The organism is Streptomyces sp. TP-A0356, from assembly GCF_001417775.1.
Classification (GTDB): domain Bacteria; phylum Actinomycetota; class Actinomycetes; order Streptomycetales; family Streptomycetaceae; genus Streptomyces.
This window is the reverse complement of sequence record NZ_BBZJ01000014.1, coordinates 81623-99931: the sequence shown is the minus strand read 5'-3', so window position 1 is coordinate 99931 and position 18309 is coordinate 81623. Positions and strand designations below refer to the sequence as shown.

Sequence of the window (18309 nt, the reverse complement as noted above, 5' to 3'; positions counted from 1 at the left end):
GTTCAGTGGACAAGGGGGCTGGGTGGACGCGGAGTTGGAGCAGCTGGCGGCTTTGGGCGCGCGGGTCATCGCCGATGCGCTGAAGAGCGCGAACCGAGATACGGCAAGGTCGCGGCTCGCGGAGTTCTACCGGGGCTCGCTGCCCAGCTCCGCGACGAGACTGGGGACCTCCGAAGGCGCGTGGGCGGACTACCTGAGGAGCGCCCTGAGCCAGGATCCGGCCGTGGCCGCGGAACTGCGCGGGATCATCGACGAGTTCGGCGGGCAACCGTCCGTTCACAACACCGTGTCCGGCGGCACCGCGGAGCACGTGATCCAGACCGGCTCCATCGGCTCCCTCACCATCCACCACCCGCCCGCGGCGGGCGACCACGTCGACTTCGGAGGAAGCACCTTCTATGGGCCGGTGGTCGGGGCCCAGCACTACCACGGGCCACAGCAGAGCGGGGGAGGGCTGCCGGATCCCGGGAGCTGGCCGCGCATCGCGGACGTCGACCCGGTCACGCTCGGCGTGCGACCGGCTCGGCACCGGCACGGGGAGCCCGAGCTCCCCAGCTATGTCGCACGGGACGCCGACCGGGACTTCGACGGGCTGTCCGCACAGTCCGGTCCGATCGTGATCACGGGCGGCAGGCTCTCCGGCAAGACCCGGACCGCCTGGGAGTTCCTGGCCCGAAGCGCGCATCCCACCGACCGGATCCACGCCCCCGCCCCCGGCGCCGACCTCCGCCGGCTGCCCGGACTGCTGCGCGACCGCGACGGCTCGTACGTGCTGTGGCTCGACGAACTGGACGGCCATCTCGGTGAACACGGCCTGGACGCCGGGCTCGTGGCAGAGCTGATCGCGGTGCGTGTGCCGATCGTGGCCACGATGAGGGACGAGGCATACGACCGGCACCGCTTCGGCAGCGGACCGGCTTCCCGCGTACTGCGCCGGGCGGTGACCGTCGAGCTGCCTCCCCGCTGGAACGAAACGGAACTGGAGCGGCTCGCCCAGGCCGCACCGGATGATCCGAGGCTGGCCGACGCCCTGACGTGGCGCGGCGACCACAGCGTCCCCGAGTACCTGGCCGTCGGCCCCGAACTCTGGGACTACTGGCGCCGCGCGGCTCGCCCCGGCGGCCCGCACCCCCGGGGCCACCTCCTGGTGCGCGCCGCCATCGACCTGGCGCGCTGCGGTGTCACCGGGGACATCCCGGTGGCCCTGCTGGAGGAGGCGTCCCGGTCCTACGGACCCGAAACGGCGGAGGCGGAGCGTGAGTCGGCCGAGGAGGCGTTCGCGTGGGCGACCGAGCGGCGGCACGGGGTCACGGGGCTGCTCGTGCGGGGTGCGCAGCGCGTGGCCGAGAAGGAGGCCGAGACATGGCGTGCCTACGGATCTCTGGTCGCGGACGCGATGCGGGACGCGTCGCTGCCGCCGGTGCCGAGCGCTCTGTGGCACTGCGCCATCGAGGAGACGCGTCACGACGGCGAAACCCACGACCGGGTGCGCTCGGCCGCTCATGCGGTCTTCGCTCCGAAGGCGGAGGACGGCGATGCCGAGGCCATGCGCATGATGGGCATCCTGTGCGAAGCCGACGGCGACGAGGACGCCAGCCTGGACTGGTTCCGCAAGGCCGTGCTCGCCGGGAAGACCGACCTGTCCGGGCTGGTGGGTGAGACGCTCCTCGCGCGGGGGGAGGCCGCGCAGGCGCTGCCGTACCTGGAGGCCGCGGTCGAGCGGAATCCCCACGGCTACGAGGTTCGGCTCCTCGGCCAGGCCCATCGCGCCCTCGCCGAGCACTGGCTGCGCACGGCCGCCGAGCGGGGCGACCGCCAGGCGATGTACGACCTCGGCGTTCTGCTGCACGGTTCGGGGAGCGGTGAGGATGCCCTTCGCTGGTACGTCAGGGCGGCGGAGGCCGGTCACGAGCGGGCGGCCAAGCAGGCCGGCGACGTGCTGTACGCCTGGGACGACCGGAGCGAAGCGAAGGCCTGGTACCGCTTCGGCGTGGCCCTGGGAGATCCGGACGCCATGAACGCTCTGGCGACCCTGCTCGAAGACGTCGCCGGCGAGGAGCAGGAGGCCCAGGAGCTGTACCGCGCAGCGGTCGAGGCGGGCGTCCCCTTGGCGTCGGCCAACCTGGGGACGTTCCTCATCGGCAGAGGCGCCGTCGAAGAGGGGATGGCCCTCCTGCGCCGGGCCGCCGACGAGGGCCACGGCGAGGCCGCGTACCGGCTGGCCGGCTGCCTCGACCAACAGGGCGGATCGGACGAGGCCGAGAAGTGGTACCGCAAGGCGGCCGCCGAGGGCCACTACCACGCCAGGAAGCACCTGGCTGAGCGGATGACCGGCCGCCCCACCCCGCCGGATACCGTCGAGGAGTGACCAACCAGACCGACCACCCCCGGCCCCCCGCCACCCCCGCTCCCGAACTCTTCACCTGGGAGTTCGCCGCCGACCCCTATCCCGCCTACGCCTGGCTCCGCGAGCACGCGCCCGTGCACAGGACCAAGCTGCCCAGCGGTGTGGAGGCCTGGCTGGTCACGCGGTACGCCGATGCCAAGCAGGCCCTCGCCGACCAGCGGCTCAGCAAGAACCCGGCGCATCACGACGAGCCCGCGCACGCCAAGGGCAAGACCGGCATCCCCGGCGAGCGCAAGGCCGAGCTGATGACGCACCTGCTCAACATCGACCCGCCGGACCACACCCGGCTGCGCCGGCTCGTCTCCAAGGCCTTCACGCCCCGGCGTGTCGCCGAGTTCGCGCCCCGGGTGCAGGAGCTGGCCGACCAGCTCATCGACCGGTTCGCCGACCGCGGATCGGCCGACCTCATCCATGAGTTCGCCTTCCCGCTGCCCATCTACGCCATCTGCGACATGCTCGGCGTCCCCCGCGAGGACCAGGACGACTTCCGGGACTGGGCCGGGATGATGATCCGGCACGGCGGAGGGCCCAGGGGCGGGGTCGCGCGGTCCGTGAAGAAGATGCGGGGATACCTCGCCGATCTCATCCACCGCAAGCGCGAGGCCCTGCCCGAAGCGCCCGGCCCCGGAGAGGACCTCATCTCCGGGCTCATCCGCGCCTCCGACCACGGCGAGCACCTCACCGAGAACGAGGCCGCCGCCATGGCCTTCATCCTGCTCTTCGCCGGGTTCGAGACCACCGTCAACCTCATCGGCAACGGGACCTACGCCCTGCTGACCCACCCCGACCAGCGCGCCCGCCTGCAGGCCTCTCTCGACCGCCGGGAACGGGACCTCCTCGAAACGGGCGTCGAGGAACTCCTCCGCTACGACGGCCCGGTCGAGCTGGCCACCTGGCGGTTCGCCACGCAGCCCCTGACCATCGGCGGACAGGACATCGCGCCCGGCGACCCGGTCCTCGTCGTCCTCGCCGCCGCGGACCGGGATCCGGAGCGGTTCGCCGACCCCGACGTGCTCGACCTCTGCCGTCGCGACAACCAGCACCTCGGATACGGCCACGGCATCCACTACTGCCTCGGCGCCCCCCTCGCCCGTCTGGAGGGACAGACCGCGCTCGCCACGCTGCTCACCCGCCTCCCGGATCTGCGACTCGCGGTGGATCCAGCCGATGTGCGGTGGCGCGGCGGGCTCATCATGCGTGGATTGCGCACGCTTCCCGTGGAGTTCACCCCGGTTCCGGGGAAAGGTCACCGACCTACCATCGGTGCCGCGGAGTGACGTGACGAACACGCTGACGGTCACAGGAAGGTGACGGATTCTCAAACCTGTGATCTTCACGTGATCTGCGCTGCATTAACTTGTGACAAGTCATCGAGTGCGGATACGTTCACGCAGCAACGCGGCGGTACGCCACAGCCGCCGCGTTGGTCACTGCTGTCGTGTGAAAGGCAACCGCATGCTCTCCGGGAACGGTCGTCACCGTCGCCCCCGTCAGGCTCCGGCCCTCCTCGTCGCGGCAGGGGTGACCGGCTCGGCGATCGCGATCCCGCTCCTCGGCGCCACCGGTGCCAGCGCGGCGAGCGGCACGACCTGGGACCAGGTCGCGGAGTGCGAGAGCGGTGGCTCCTGGAGCGCCGACACCGGCAACGGCCGCTACGGGGGACTCCAGCTGTCGCAGGAGGACTGGGGCAAGCACGGCGGCCTCGACTACGCCCCGAGCCCGGACCAGGCGAGCCGCTCGCAGCAGATCGCCGTCGCCGAGAAGGTCCTCGCGGACCGGGGTGTCTCCGCCTGGCCGACCTGCGGGCTGGTCGCCGGCCTGAACAAGGACTCCGGCTCCGCGGGTGTCGACACGGGTCTCGCCGGAGAATCGGCCGGCAGCGGCTCCGCCTCCGGCTCCGGCATCGACCTCGGACTGTCTGAATCATCCCTCTCGTCGGGTTCTTCCGCTTCGGTCAATTCGTCGCCGTCTTCCTCCCTTTCGTCCTCCCCTTCGTCCTCCCCTTCGCCCTCCTCGTCCTCCTCCCCGTCTCCCTCCTCGTCCCCCGCTTCGGGCTCACCGGAGACGGCCGTCGACCCCGCCAGGAGCGGCGCCGGCACGAGCGCCCCCGGGGCCTCCGGCGCCTCGGCCACGGCAACAACAAAGGGCAGCGAGTCGGACAAGTCCGGGCAGAATGCCACCTCTTCGGGTGCGGGTGCGAGCGAGGCCTCCAGTGCGGGCCGCCATCGCGGCGGCAGTGCCTACGAGGGCGCCACGGACGGCCGTACGGGCGACTCGGCCGGGCGGCACGCCTCGCGCGGCTCCGCCGACGCCCGTGCCACCGCCGACAGCTCCTACACCGTCCGCCCCGGGGACAGCCTGTCGGTCATCGCCGACTCCCTGAGCCTCACGGGTGGATGGACGGCTCTGTACGACGCCAACAAGGCGACGGTCGGCGCCGACCCGAACCTCATCCTCCCCGGTCAGAGCCTTGCGCTCGACGTCGGGCCGACCGGGACGAAGCCCTGAACTGCCCCTTGGGCAGCGGCATTTCGCGCCCCGCTTCGTGGCTAATGTCCGGTTTGGCGAAAGTGAGAGATGGGTCTCAGAAGCCCTGATCGTCTTTGAAATTCGCCGGATCGACTGCTTACGGTCATGACCGCTCGCCACAGCGGGCCCCGACGGTCGCAACGCCGAATCCTGCCAGCGGCCGTACGGGAACAGTCGTCGCGTCAAGCGCCGTAGGCAGGAGCGGGGGACCCAAGGTAGGTGCCGCGCCCGGAAGTTGACCGGGAGCGGCTGGGGGTGAAGCCGCGCATCCAGGGGTGCGCGGCCGGGCAACTCAACCGGCCCGAACCCGACAGCTCACCTCGCAGGCGTCGGTGAGGGGATCGAACCATGCTGTGTTCCGGCAAGGGCAAGCACCGTCGCCCGTCCAAGGCCGTCCGCGCCATCGCGCTCGCCGGTGTCACCGGCGCCGCCGTCGCCGCCCCGCTGCTCGCGGCCGGCAACGCCTCCGCCGCCACCGCCTCCGAGTGGGACGCCGTCGCCCAGTGCGAGTCCGGTGGCAACTGGTCCATCAACACGGGCAACGGCTTCTACGGCGGTCTGCAGTTCACCAACTCCACCTGGGCCGCGTACGGCGGCACCGCCTACGCCGCGCGCGCCGACCTGGCCTCGAAGGGCCAGCAGATAGCCGTCGCCGAGAAGGTCCTCGCGGGTCAGGGCAAGGGCGCCTGGCCGGTCTGCGGCACGGGTCTGTCCAGCGCCCCCTACGGCGGCGGCGCCGCGAGCGGCGGCTCCTCCAGCTCGGCCGGCAACTCGCAGAGCACCGTTACCCGCTCGACCGAGCAGCAGGCCGCCACGCGTTCGACTCAGCGCCCGGCCCCCCAGAAGACCGTCACCACCCCGACCGGCAAGAAGGTCAAGAAGGGCGACGGCGAGTACAAGGTCGTCAAGGGTGACACCCTCAGCTCGATCGCCCAGAAGCACCAGGTCCAGGGCGGCTGGCAGAAGCTGTTCGAGCTGAACAAGGACATCGTCCAGGACGCCGACCTCATCTACCCGGGTCAGCAGCTGCACCTGAAGTGACAGACGGCTGGTAGCCGGGACGCAGGGTCCTCCCGTGCGCGGCCTCCATCCTGGAGGCCGCGCGAGGACGGCCCCGTCCCCACGGGCTCCCCGCTCCGGTGCGTGTTCCCCCGTACGCACCGGAGCGGGGCTTTTTCTCTTCCCGTCCCGCGAATGTCACCCGCGCTTTGTTCCATGATGGAACAATGTGGAACCGTCACCCGGTCCACGGGACGGTCGGTCGGCCGGCCGATGGCCCGAGACGGTTAGGCTCTAGTCGCAAGGTGCCCCGCACTCTCAGCGTCACATCCAAGAAGGAGATGCTCGTGCCGTCCATCGACGTCGTCGTAGCCCGGGAAATCCTGGACTCCCGAGGCAACCCCACGGTCGAGGTCGAGGTCGGCCTCGACGACGGCAGCACGGGTCGTGCCGCCGTCCCGTCCGGCGCCTCCACAGGCGCCTTCGAGGCCATCGAGCTCCGCGACGGTGACCCCAACCGCTACCAGGGCAAGGGCGTCGAGAAGGCCGTCCTCGCCGTCATCGAGCAGATCGGTCCGGAGCTCGTCGGCTACGACGCCACCGAGCAGCGCCTGATCGACCAGGCCATGTTCGACCTGGACGCGACCGACAACAAGGGTTCGCTCGGCGCCAACGCCATCCTCGGTGTCTCCCTCGCCGTCGCGCACGCCGCCTCCGAGGCCAGCGACCTTCCGCTCTTCCGCTACCTGGGCGGCCCGAACGCGCACCTGCTGCCGGTGCCGATGATGAACATCCTGAACGGCGGCTCGCACGCCGACTCGAACGTGGACATCCAGGAGTTCATGATCGCCCCGATCGGCGCGGAGTCCTTCTCCGAGGCGCTGCGCTGGGGCGCCGAGGTGTACCACACCCTCAAGTCCGTCCTGAAGTCCAAGGGCCTGTCCACCGGCCTCGGCGACGAGGGTGGCTTCGCCCCGAACCTGGGCTCCAACCGTGAGGCCCTCGACCTGATCCTCGAGGCCATCAAGCAGGCCGGGTACGTCCCGGGTGAGCAGATCGCCCTCGCGCTCGACGTCGCCGCCTCCGAGTTCTACAAGGAGGGCAAGTACCTCTTCGAGGGCAAGGAGCGCTCCGCCGCCGAGATGACGGAGTACTACGAGGAGCTCGTCGCGGCCTACCCGCTCGTCTCCATCGAGGACCCGCTGTTCGAGGACGACTGGGCCGGCTGGAAGGTCATCACCGACAAGCTCGGCGACAAGGTCCAGCTCGTCGGCGACGACCTGTTCGTCACCAACCCGGAGCGCCTGGCCAGGGGCATCGAGGACGGTGCCGCCAACGCGCTGCTCGTCAAGGTCAACCAGATCGGCTCGCTGACCGAGACCCTCGACGCCGTCGAGCTGGCCCAGCGCAGCGGCTACAAGTGCATGATGTCCCACCGCTCGGGCGAGACCGAGGACGTCACCATCGCCGACCTGGCCGTCGCCACCAACTGCGGCCAGATCAAGACCGGCGCCCCGGCCCGCTCCGAGCGCGTCGCCAAGTACAACCAGCTGCTGCGCATCGAGGAGATCCTCGACGACGCCGCGGTGTACGCCGGCCGCAGCGCCTTCCCGCGCTTCAAGGGCTGACCGACCAGGGCCATGCCTTAGGGGTCCTTGCACTATGCCCGCCCGGGTCGCGTGCTCATAGTGCAAGGACCCCTTAGCCAGTCGTCCGTACGTCCCCGTACGCGGTCCCGTACCGTGTGCGGGGACGTACGCACGTGGAAGGGAGGCGGGAGACATGGCCGTGAAGGACCGCGACCGGTTCTCCACCGCGACCAGGCTGCGGCTGCTCGGCGAGCAGACGGCCGCCCGGGTCTACCGCTCCCAGAGCAGACGGCAGGCGCGCCGCTCCCGGCTGACGGGCCGGGCCGCCCTGCTGGCGCTCGTCCTGTGCACGCTGGTCGTGGCGCTGGCCTATCCCATGAGGCAGTACGTCTCCCAGCGCGCCCAGATCGCCGACCAGGAGCGGAAGCGGGAGCAGGCCCGCCAGCGGGTCGAACAACTGCGTGACCTCAAGGCGCGCTGGCAGGACGACGCGTACGCGCAGCAGCAGATCCGGCAGCGGCTGCACTATGTGATGCCGGGGGAGACCGGCTACATCGTGATCGACCCGGACTCGGTCAAGCAGTCGCGCCTGGAGCGGATGGCCGCGGCGCGCCCCTGGTACGCGAACATCTGGGACGGGATCGACAAGGCCGACAAGGCCGACCAGTGAGACGAACGAGCCGCGCCGAACCGTTGAGTGAGTGAACCGCCGGGCCGTCGTGAACCGATGAATGGGTGAGCCGCCCGGCGACATGTACCGACGATCCGGCCGTGAATCGCCCGCCGCCGTGCCCCGAAGACCCGCCGAAGCCGTGCCCCGAAGACCCGCCGAAACCGAAGACCCGCCGAAACCGATGACCTCTGTGAACCGAAGAGCCGCTGTGAACCGATGAACCGGTGACGAACCAGTCACCGGACGAAGCAGCGCCCCGACGAGAAAGACAGCCTGAAAGACAGCCATGGAAACGCCCCCGCCGCCCACCCCGCGCACCGAGCCCACAGACGCGGACATCGAGGCCATCAAGCAGCAGCTCGGGCGCCCGCCGCGCGGGCTGCGGGCGATCGCGCACCGGTGCCCGTGCGGGCAGCCGGACGTCGTGGAGACGGCGCCGCGGCTCCCCGACGGCACACCGTTCCCGACGACGTACTACCTGACGTGCCCGCGCGCCGCCTCCGCGATCGGGACACTGGAGGCGACCGGCGTCATGAAGGAGATGACGGAGCGCCTGGCCACCGACCCGGAGCTGGCCGCCGCCTATCGCGCCGCGCACGAGGACTACATCGCGCGCCGCGACGCCATCGAGGTCCTGCCGGGCTTCCCCAGTGCGGGCGGCATGCCGGACCGTGTGAAGTGCCTGCACGTGCTGGTGGCGCACTCCCTGGCGGCCGGCCCGGGGGTCAACCCGCTCGGCGACGAGGCGATCGCGATGCTCCCGGAGTGGTGGCGCAAGGGGTCGTGCGTGACGCGCCAGGGACCGCCGCCGGGTGAGGAGTGGCAGGCCGAGACGGGCGGCGAGGGATCCGACTCCGGATGGTTCGCCTTCGAGCCTCTCGACCCCGAGCGGTCCGAACAGCCGGAACGGTCCGAACAGCCGGAACGGTCCGAACAGTCGGAACGGTCCGCACAGTCGGCACGCTCCGAGGAGTTCGAGGAGAACGGCAAGTGACGCGCGTCGCCGCCATCGACTGCGGTACGAACTCGATCCGGCTCCTGGTCGCGGACGCCGATCCGGCCACCGGCGAACTCGTCGAACTGGACCGGCGGATGACCATCGTCCGGCTCGGACAGGGTGTGGACCGCACCGGCCGGCTGGCGCCGGAGGCGCTCGAGCGCACCTTCGCCGCCTGCCGGGAGTACGCCGAGATCATCCACAAGCACGGCGCCGAGCGGCTCCGCTTCGTCGCCACGTCCGCCTCCCGGGACGCCGAGAACCGGGACGACTTCGTCCGCGGGGTGCGGGAGATCCTCGGTGTCGAGCCCGAGGTCATCTCGGGCGACCAGGAGGCCGAGTTCTCCTTCGTGGGCGCGACGAAGGAGCTGATGGGCCGAAAGGACCTGGCCAGGCCCTATCTGGTCGTGGACATCGGCGGGGGGTCCACGGAGTTCGTCGTGGGCGACGACCGTGTGCGCGGCGCGCGGTCCGTCGACATCGGCTGTGTCCGTATGACGGAGCGTCACCTCGTGCGCGACGGGGTGGTCACCGACCCGCCGACCGAGGAGCAGATCGCGGCCATACGGTCCGACATCGAGGCCGCGCTGGACCTGGTGGAGCAGACGGTGCCGCTGCGCGAGGCGCGTACGCTGGTCGGCCTCGCGGGCTCGGTCACCACCGTCGCGGCGATCGCCCAGGACCTTCCGGCATACGACTCGGCGAGGATCCACCACTCCCGGATTCCCTACGAGCGCGTCCGGGAGATCACCGAGTGGCTCCTGAGGTCCACGCACGCCGAGCGCGCGGCGATCCCCTCCATGCACCCGGGCCGCGTGGACGTCATCGGCGCGGGTGCCCTCGTACTGGTCGCGATCATGGAGCGGATCGGCGCCGCCGAGGTCCTGGTCAGCGAGCACGACATCCTCGACGGCATCGCCTGGTCCATCGCGTAGCGGACGCGTTCGGGAGGGCTCCGGCCAAGAAACATCTACTGGCCGGTAGCCTCCCCTGAGCAGGTTCGATAACGTATGAGCGCGTCCGAGGGGCCGTCGGGAACCCTTCGGCGACACACCACCGGAAAACTTCGTGAACTTCTTCACAAGGAAATCGCCCCTGCTGGGCGCGGTTTTGGGCCCGTTGCGCCATCCGTGGGGCTCAAGGGGTCTTCGGGGGTGCTCGCGCGAGCGTTGCGGGGGTGTCGTACCGGAGTCGGGTGAGAGGCCGGTATGGATCGCTCGGACGGTCTGAGGGGCAGCTCACGCGGCCTTGACAACGGTTCGCACTACACGGTGGTTCCCCGTGGGCGCCATGACCTCCGTCACGTGGGCGGCGAAGTGTAGCAGACACCTCACCGAAGCTTGTGAAGGGGCGCACGAGCGACCCCCCAGGGGCGGGTGGATACTCGATGCCATGAGCACCACGGAGCGTCCCAGGATCCTCGTAGTAGGCGGTGGGTACGTAGGCCTGTACGCAGCTCGACGCATTCTCAAGAAGATGCGCTACGGAGAGGCGACCGTCACGGTCGTCGACCCGCGCTCGTACATGACCTACCAGCCCTTCCTCCCCGAAGCCGCCGCCGGCAACATCTCCCCCCGGCACGTCGTCGTCCCGCTGCGACGCGTGCTGCCGAAGGCGGAGGTCCTCACCGGCCGGGTCACCACCATCGACCAGGACCGCAAGGTCGCCACGATCGCCCCGCTGGTCGGCGAGGCGTACGAGCTGCCGTTCGACTACCTCGTCATCGCGCTGGGCGCGGTCTCCCGCACCTTCCCGATCCCCGGCCTCGCCGAGCAGGGCATCGGCATGAAGGGCATCGAGGAGGCCATCGGCCTGCGCAACCACGTTCTCGAGCAGCTCGACAAGGCCGACTCCACGACCGACGAGGAGATCCGCCGCAAGGCGCTCACCTTCGTCTTCATCGGCGGTGGCTTCGCCGGTGCGGAGACCATCGGTGAGGTCGAGGACATGGCCCGCGACGCGGCCAAGTACTACAAGAACGTGTCCCGCGAGGACATGCGCTTCATCCTCGTCGACGCCGCCGACAAGATCCTCCCCGAGGTCGGCCCCAAGCTCGGTCTGTACGGCAAGGACCACCTCGAGGGCCGCGGGGTCGAGGTCTACCTGTCCACCTCCATGGAGTCCTGCGTCGACGGCCACGTGGTGCTCAAGAACGGCCTTGAGGTCGACTCCAACACGATCGTGTGGACCGCGGGCGTCAAGCCGAACCCGGCGCTGTCCCGCTTCGGGCTGCCGCTCGGCCCGCGCGGTCACGTCGACACCGCGGCCACGCTCCAGGTGAAGGGCACGGACTACATCTGGGCCGCCGGTGACAACGCCCAGGTGCCGGACCTCGTCGGCCGCAGGGCGGGCAACGAGAACGCCTGGTGCCCGCCGAACGCGCAGCACGCGCTGCGTCAGGCCAAGGTGCTCGGCGACAACGTGGTCTCCGGTATGCGGGGCTTCCCGCAGAAGGAGTACAGCCACGCGAACAAGGGCGCCGTCGCGGGTCTGGGCCTCCACAAGGGCGTCGCGATGATCGTCATGGGCAAGATGAAGATCAAGCTCAAGGGTCGTCTGGCCTGGTACATGCACCGTGGCTACCACGGTCTGGCAATGCCGACGTGGAACCGGAAGATCCGGGTCTTCGCGGACTGGACGCTCGGCATGTTCCTCAAGCGCGAGGTCGTCTCGCTCGGCGCGATCGAGTCTCCGCGGGAGGAGTTCTACGAGGCCGCCAAGCCGGCGCCGGTCGCCGCCGCGAGCAAGACCGAGGAGAAGGCCAAGGCCTCCTGACCTCCGGGCAGCGAACCATCCGAAGGGCCTCCCGCCATCCGTGGTGCGGGAGGCCCTTCGGCGTTCTCCGGCACTCGTTCCCGGCTCCGAGCCGACGGCGTACACAGGCATTTTGCCCAGCCGTAACGCCAACGGGGGACTGCGGCGCGGCCCCGCAGATGTTTACGTGGTGTTGGACATTCCGGGATCCCCCGTCACGGAGGTGTGCACCATGGCCGACGCCGCGCCGCGGCTGAAGAGCCTCGTCGAACAACTGCTGGGAGTCCCGCTCCCGGTGCGCATCCGCGCCTGGGACGGTTCGGAGGCCGGGCCGCCCGGCGCTCCCGCCCTCGTCGTACACAACCGCCGCGCCCTGCGCCGTCTGCTGTGGAAGCCGGGCGAGTTGGGCCTGGCCCGCGCCTGGGTCGCCGGGGAGCTGGGAATCGACGGCGATCTGTACACCGCCCTCGACCTCATGGCCGGCCTCATCTGGGAGCGCGGCGACGACGCCCGCACCCTCACCCAGGCGGTCCGCGACCCGGAGGTCCGCGCCGCCGTCCGCGGGCTCGCCAAGCTCGCCGGCCCCCTCCCGCCGCCCCCGCCGCCCCGCGAGGAGGCCCGCAGGGGCCGCGGCCACCTCCACACCCGGCGCAGCGACAGACGGGCCATCAGCCACCACTACGACGTCGGGAACGACTTCTACGAGATCGTCCTCGGCCCGTCCATGGTGTACTCCTGCGCCTACTGGGCGGGTCCGGACAGCACCCTGGAGGACGCGCAGCGCGACAAGCTCGAACTCGTCTGCCGCAAGCTCGGCCTGAAGCCGGGTCAGCGGCTCCTCGACGTGGGCTGCGGCTGGGGCTCCATGGCCATCCACGCCGCCCGCGAGCACGGGGTCGGCGTCGTCGGCGTCACCCTCTCCCAGGAGCAGGCCGCCTACGCCCGCAAGCGGATCGCCGACGAGGGGCTGACCGACCGCATCGAGATCCGGGTGCAGGACTATCGGGACGTCGCGGACGGGCCGTACGACGCCATCTCCTCCATCGGCATGGCCGAACACGTCGGCGCCGAGCGGTATCTGGAGTACGCCCGCTACCTCCACGCCCTGCTGAAGCCCGGCGGACGGCTGCTCAACCACCAGATCGCGCGGCGGCCACAGCGGGACGAGTCGTCGTACTCGGTCGACGCGTTCATCGACGCCTACGTCTTCCCGGACGGCGAACTCGCCCCCCTCGGCACCACGGTGACCCAGCTGGAGCGCGCCGGGTTCGAGGTCCGCGATGTCGAGTCCCTGCGCGAGCACTACGCCCTCACCCTGCGCCGCTGGGTCGCCAACCTGGAGGCCCAGTGGGGCCGGGCGCAGCGACTGACCAGCCCCGGCCGCGCCCGTGTCTGGCGCCTCTACATGGCTGCCTCCGCCCTGGCCTTCGAACGCAACCGCATCGGCGTCAACCAGGTCCTGGCGGTACGGACGCCGGAGCGGGGTGCCTCCGGGATGCCGTTGCGCTCCCGCACCTGGAACTGATCCCGGTCCGGCAAGGGCTCCGTCCGAACACCGCTCGGACGGAGCCCTTGCCGCAGTGGCGCTCCTACTCGGACTTGATGGCCGTCAGCATGTTCAGACGGGCCGCCCGCCGGGCCGGCCACAGGGCGGCCAGCACGCCGACCGTCCCGGCCAGGAGGAGGAAGACAGCCATCCGGGCCCAGGGCAGGACCAGTTCGTAGGTCGCCAGCTTCGTGCCGAGCAGCTGACCGGCCGCCCAGCCGAAGAACACACCCAGGCCGATGCCGAGGACACCGCCGAAGAGCGAGATGACCAGGGACTCCAGCCGGACCATCCGCTTGATGCCCTTGCGGTCCAGGCCGATCGCGCGCAGCATCCCGATCTCCTGCGAGCGCTCGAAGACGGACATGGCCAGGGTGTTGATGACACCGAGGACGGCGACGATCACCGCCATGGCCAGCAGGCCGTAGAGCATGTTGAGCATCAGCGTGAAGTTCTGCGCGATGCTGTTGGAGATGTCCTGCTTGTCCTGGACCTTGATGGCCGGGTTGTCGCCGAGCGCCTTCTCCAGCGTGCTCTTGGCCGAGGCGGTGGCGCCGCCGGACGTCTTGACCATGACCTGCATGTCGGACAGGTCGCTCTGGTGGGGCGAGAGCGTCGCGTTGTCCAGCATGATGCCGCGCATCATCTCGGTGCCGTGGTAGACACCGGCGACCGTCAGCTGCTGCTTCTTCCCGTCCTCGTAGGACACCGTGAGCCGGGAACCCGCCGTCCAGTGGTGGGACTTGGCGGTGTCGTCGTCGACGACGACCCGGGTGCCGCCGACCTGGAAGGTGCCGTTGACGAGCGTCAGGTTCGTCAGCTTGCCGATCGTGGCGCCGTCGACACCGGTCAGGTACTCGGTCTGGCCGTCGATGCGCGCGGGCGCGTTGCGCAGCGGGCTGGTCGCGGTGACGCCGGCGGCCGACTTCAGCGTCTTCTCGACATCGGGCGAGAGCGGATTGCGGTTCGCCATGGACACCACGTAGTCCGCCCGGATCGCGGAGGACGCCATCTTGTCGATCGCGGTCTGCAGGCTGCCCGCCATCACCGTCAGACCCGTGATCAGGGTCAGGCCGATCATCAGGGCCGAGGCGGTGGCCGCGGTGCGGCGCGGGTTGCGCACCGAGTTCTGCCGCGCCAGCTTCCCGGCGATCCCGAAGACGCGCAGGGCGGGCGCGGCGGCCGCGATCAGCGGGCGGGACAGCAGGGGGGTGAGGACGAAGACGCCGATGACGAGGAGCGCCGCGCCGATGCCCATCGGGGCCTGGCCGTCCGTGCTGTTCAGGGTGGTGGCGTACACGACGGTGGCGACGCCGGCCGAGGCGAACAGGGCGCCGATGGTGTTCCGTACGACCAGGGACTTGGTGGTCGCCTTCGCATGGACGCTGCTCATCGCGGCGACCGGCGGGATCTTCGCGGCGCGGCGGCCCGGCAGCCAGGCGGCCAGCATGGTGATCAGGATGCCGACGGCGAGGGCGGCGGCGACCGTGCCCGGAGTGATGACGAGCGGTCCGTCCGGGACGCTTCCGCCGAGCGAGCCCACGAGCGAGCGCAGCCCCGCCCCGATGCCGATACCGGCGAGGAGACCGGTGACGGCCGCGACCGCGCCGACCACGAACGCCTCGATGAGCACGGACCGGGTGACCTGCCGGCGGGACGCGCCGACCGCGCGCAGCAGCGCCAACTCCTTGGTGCGCTGGGCGACCAGCATGGTGAAGGTGTTGGCGATGATGAACGTGCCGACGAACAGCGCGATGCCCGCGAAGACCAGCAGGGCGGTGCGCATACTGCTCGTCGCGTCCGCGATCCGCTTGGCCTGGTCGTCGGCGAGCTGCTGTCCGGTGATGGTGGAGGCGGTGTCCTTCGGCAGGATCTCGTCGAGCGCGTTGCGCAGGGCGATCTGGCTGGTGCCGGAGGCGGCCTTCACGTCGATCTCGTCGTACGAACCGGCCTTGTGGAAGAGGCGTTGGGCGGTGGCCGTGTCGAAGAGGGCGAGGCTGCCGCCGGCGGCGACATTGCCGTCGTCGGTGGTGAAGATGCCGGTGATCTCGGGGGCGAGGACCGGCCCGTCGATGGAGAGCCGCACGGTGTCGCCGACCTTGTAACCGCCGCGCTTGGCGGTCCTGGAGTCGATCAGGACCTGGTTCAGCCCCTGCGGGGCGTGCCCGCTGACGATCGGATACCGGGGGTCCTTGGTCCCCCAGTAGTTGCCGCCCTGGGACTGGAAGCCGTTGCCGATGAGCTTGCCGTCCTTGTCGGCGATGGCGGTGAAGCCGCTCACGACACCTATGGCCGTGTCCGCGCCCCGGGCCTTGGCGGCCTTGGCGAGCAGGGCCTGCGTCAGCTTGGGCTCCCGGCCGACCGTGTCGCCGGTGTCCTTGCGGCCCTCCGGCCGGATGGCCACGTCGACCTGGTCGAAGCCCTTGGCGGAGCTCTTTTGGTAGGCGTCGGAGATGGTGTTGGTGAAGACCAGGGTGCCCGACACGAACGCCACGCCGAGCATCACGGCGAGCACGGTCATGAGCAGCCTGGCCTTGTGCGCGAGCACGTTGCGCAGGGCGGTACGGAACATTTCTCTGTCCAGGGGCTGGGTGGTGCGACGGGTGGGTGGGAGGTGCGGGGGTCCTGGCCCGGTACCCGGGGGCTGCCAGCCCCAGGCCTCCGGGCGTGGGCCTCAGCTGGTGCGGCCCTTGGCGTCGAACCGCTTCATCCGGTCCAGCACCGCCTCGGCACTCGGCTCGTAGACCTCGTCCACGATCCGCCCGTCCGCCAGGAAGATCACCCGGTCCGCGTACCCCGCCGCCACCGGGTCGTGGGTGACCATCACCACCGTCTGCCCCAACTCCCGTACCGAGTTGCGCAGGAAGCCCAGCACCTCCGCGCCGGACCGCGAGTCGAGGTTTCCGGTGGGCTCGTCGCCGAAGATGATGTCCGGCTTGGACGCGAGCGCCCGCGCCACCGCGACACGCTGCTGCTGACCGCCGGACAGCTGCGCGGGCCGGTGGCTCAGCCGCCCCGACAGTCCGATCATCTGGATCACGGTGTTCAGCCAGGCCTTGTCCGGCTTGCGGCCCGCGATGTCCATCGGCAGCGTGATGTTCTCCAGCGCGGTCAGCGTCGGCAGCAGGTTGAACGCCTGGAAGATGAAGCCGATCTTGTCCCGGCGCAACTTGGTGAGCTGCTTGTCCTTCAGCGAGCCGAGTTCGACGTCTCCGATGCGGACGGAGCCGGACGAGAAGGAGTCCAGCCCGGCGACGCAGTGCATCAGCGTCGACTTGCCGGAGCCCGAGGGCCCCATGATCGCCGTGAACCGGGCCTGCTGGAAGTCGACGGTGACCTGGTCGAGGGCCACCACCTGGGTCTCGCCCTGTCCGTAGACCTTGGACAGATCCGTGGCGCGGGCGGCCACCGTGGTGGTCCGGTCGGCGAGGGGAGTGCTGGTCACGGGAGGGTGCTCCTGTCGGGACGACGGTCAAGATGACGTTTCCATCGTCCAGGCGGATCGGCGCCCTGGAGTCAGCCGTTGTTCCGGTTCCAGGGGCAGCCTCGGGTCGGATCGCCTTCGTCCTTGTCATACCTGGGGATGAGGCCACCCCTGATACCGCCCCCGAATGGAAACCGGTTGCTCACCCTGTCCCGAGCGCTCCCAGAGCCCTCGTTCAGGGAGGTGAAATTCCGTCATTCCGTATACGAGGGCCCTGGTCGCCCGAGAGGCTACTGGCAAGTGCGGATGGCCCGTACCGGTGGCTGATGCTCCCTCAGACTCCAATAAAATAAGACAACATCGCATCGGTCGACCGCTGTTCGGGGGATGCCTCCCGATAGGCTCGGGACCTCGATGCGGTGCCCATGGCCTGCCCGGATGGTGGAATGCAGACACGGCGAGCTTAAACCTCGCTGCCCCTCGGGGGCGTACCGGTTCAAGTCCGGTTCCGGGCACCATCGAGCGCACGGCGCCTGGCCCGAGGAGACGACCAGAAGGCGCCGTTCGTCTCTTCCGGCTTGGGCGCACCGTGGGCCCACGCTGCCGGAGGACCGGGCGTTCGCGCGTGTGGCGTACGGCACGGGCATGCGCTGGGAGCCAAGGATCCCTAGGTGCTCTGGCGTTCGGTGAGTGGGCCGACGCCGAGATCTTCACGCATGAGCTTGCGCATCTTGGCCGCTGCTTCGCCGCGTGCCTCCCAGCGCGCGTGATCCTCTGCACTGCTGACAGCAGTGCCATCGATGTAACCGTCGCAGATGCGTCGCAGGCAGTGGAACACGCTGTTGGAGGCCTTGACGACGGGTTGGGGCGCGATGAGCCACATCCGTTCGGATGCGATGGCGATGCCTGATTCCCGAAAGGCTTCGCGCAGCGCAAGCGCCCGCTCGTCGTCGGAAGGGTGCTCTCGCTCGGCCAGGGCCCGCAGGGTCTCACCGAGGACCTTCACGGCGGTGGTGTACTGCGTGTAGATGTCGAGCCGAAGCCGAAGAGCTTCTTTGGCATCCTCGCGCTTCCACCGATTCCGATCCGCGATCAGCGTAGCGACGATGCCGATCGTGGCCCCGGCCAGGGTGGAGAGCAGTGGCAACCAATCCATGCGGGCCAGCTTGTGCCATACCGTGGCCGCGGCACCAGGTGGGCTTCGAGGCCGGACCTGTGCGGCCGGGCTGTGGCACTCGTCGACCTGGGCGATCGACGCGCGGGGCGTCGCCCACTGCCTCAAGGGCGAACCGTTCTGGCCGACAAGTACGGGGGCGTCGTCGTCAGTGCCAGGGGGTGCAGGACCAGCTGCCGCCCCGGCCGTCGTACATCTCCACGCACGCCCGGTAGGC

Annotated in this window: 13 protein-coding genes, 1 tRNA gene and 1 riboswitch; of the genes, 11 read left to right on the top strand and 3 right to left on the bottom strand. The window is 70.1% G+C overall.

Annotated elements, in window-relative coordinates; all coding sequences use genetic code 11:
• Nucleotides 1–22 precede the first annotated feature (22 nt).
• From ASC56_RS06505 to ASC56_RS06460, 10 genes are all read left to right on the top strand, one after another.
• Complete coding sequence (locus ASC56_RS06505) at nt 23–2368, top strand: tetratricopeptide repeat protein (RefSeq protein ID WP_055490263.1); 2346 nt, start codon at nt 23–25, stop codon at nt 2366–2368.
• Nucleotides 2365–3684 carry a cytochrome P450 gene (locus ASC56_RS06500; RefSeq protein ID WP_055490262.1) on the top strand — a complete coding sequence of 440 codons (1320 nt, stop codon included), beginning with the start codon at nt 2365–2367 and terminating at the stop codon, nt 3682–3684. The genes ASC56_RS06505 and ASC56_RS06500 overlap by 4 nt, the downstream gene beginning before the upstream one ends.
• Nucleotides 3685–3862: 178 nt before the next feature.
• Nucleotides 3863–4915, top strand: a complete 1053-nt coding sequence (locus ASC56_RS06495) for a transglycosylase family protein (protein WP_055490261.1) — start codon at nt 3863–3865, stop codon at nt 4913–4915.
• A gap of 198 nt (nt 4916–5113) precedes the next feature.
• A riboswitch (cyclic di-AMP (ydaO/yuaA leader) is annotated at nt 5114–5280 on the top strand.
• Between the two features lie 4 nt (nt 5281–5284).
• On the top strand, nt 5285–5977 hold the full coding sequence (locus ASC56_RS06490; protein WP_055490260.1) for a transglycosylase family protein: 693 nt from the start codon (nt 5285–5287) through the stop codon (nt 5975–5977).
• 299 nt (nt 5978–6276) lie between these two features.
• On the top strand, nt 6277–7563 hold the full coding sequence (gene eno / locus ASC56_RS06485) for a phosphopyruvate hydratase (RefSeq protein ID WP_055490259.1): 1287 nt from the start codon (nt 6277–6279) through the stop codon (nt 7561–7563).
• Nucleotides 7564–7717: 154 nt separating this feature from the next.
• Nucleotides 7718–8194, top strand: a complete 477-nt coding sequence (locus tag ASC56_RS06480) for a septum formation initiator family protein (RefSeq protein WP_055490258.1) — start codon at nt 7718–7720, stop codon at nt 8192–8194.
• Between the two features lie 289 nt (nt 8195–8483).
• Nucleotides 8484–9191, top strand: coding sequence for a DUF501 domain-containing protein (locus ASC56_RS06475; protein ID WP_055490257.1), 708 nt, complete (start codon nt 8484–8486; stop codon nt 9189–9191).
• Nucleotides 9188–10129 (top strand): Ppx/GppA phosphatase family protein, encoded by a 942-nt coding sequence (locus ASC56_RS06470; RefSeq protein ID WP_055490256.1) that lies wholly within the window; start codon nt 9188–9190, stop codon nt 10127–10129. Before ASC56_RS06475 ends, ASC56_RS06470 begins: the two co-directional genes overlap by 4 nt.
• Before the next feature lie 457 nt (nt 10130–10586).
• Complete coding sequence (locus tag ASC56_RS06465) at nt 10587–11969, top strand: NAD(P)/FAD-dependent oxidoreductase (protein ID WP_079102329.1); 1383 nt, start codon at nt 10587–10589, stop codon at nt 11967–11969.
• A gap of 211 nt (nt 11970–12180) precedes the next feature.
• Nucleotides 12181–13473, top strand: a complete 1293-nt coding sequence (locus ASC56_RS06460; protein WP_055490254.1) for a cyclopropane-fatty-acyl-phospholipid synthase family protein — start codon at nt 12181–12183, stop codon at nt 13471–13473.
• Nucleotides 13474–13537: 64 nt separating this feature from the next.
• Here ASC56_RS06460 and ASC56_RS06455 read toward each other — a convergent pair whose 3' ends face one another.
• Entirely contained in the window at nt 13538–16066 is a 2529-nt protein-coding gene (locus ASC56_RS06455; RefSeq protein WP_055490253.1) for an ABC transporter permease, read from the bottom strand.
• 102 nt (nt 16067–16168) lie between these two features.
• Nucleotides 16169–16939: an ABC transporter ATP-binding protein gene (locus tag ASC56_RS06450; RefSeq protein WP_055490252.1), complete on the bottom strand. Its 771-nt coding sequence runs from the start codon at nt 16937–16939 to the stop codon at nt 16169–16171.
• A gap of 411 nt (nt 16940–17350) precedes the next feature.
• On the opposite strand from ASC56_RS06450, the gene ASC56_RS06445 reads away from it, so the two are divergent.
• Nucleotides 17351–17436 (top strand) — tRNA-Leu (locus ASC56_RS06445).
• Nucleotides 17437–17585: 149 nt separating this feature from the next.
• On the opposite strand, the gene ASC56_RS06440 is transcribed toward ASC56_RS06445, so the two are convergent.
• Entirely contained in the window at nt 17586–18074 is a 489-nt protein-coding gene (locus ASC56_RS06440; RefSeq protein ID WP_234376860.1) for a hypothetical protein, read from the bottom strand.
• Nucleotides 18075–18309 lie beyond the last annotated feature (235 nt).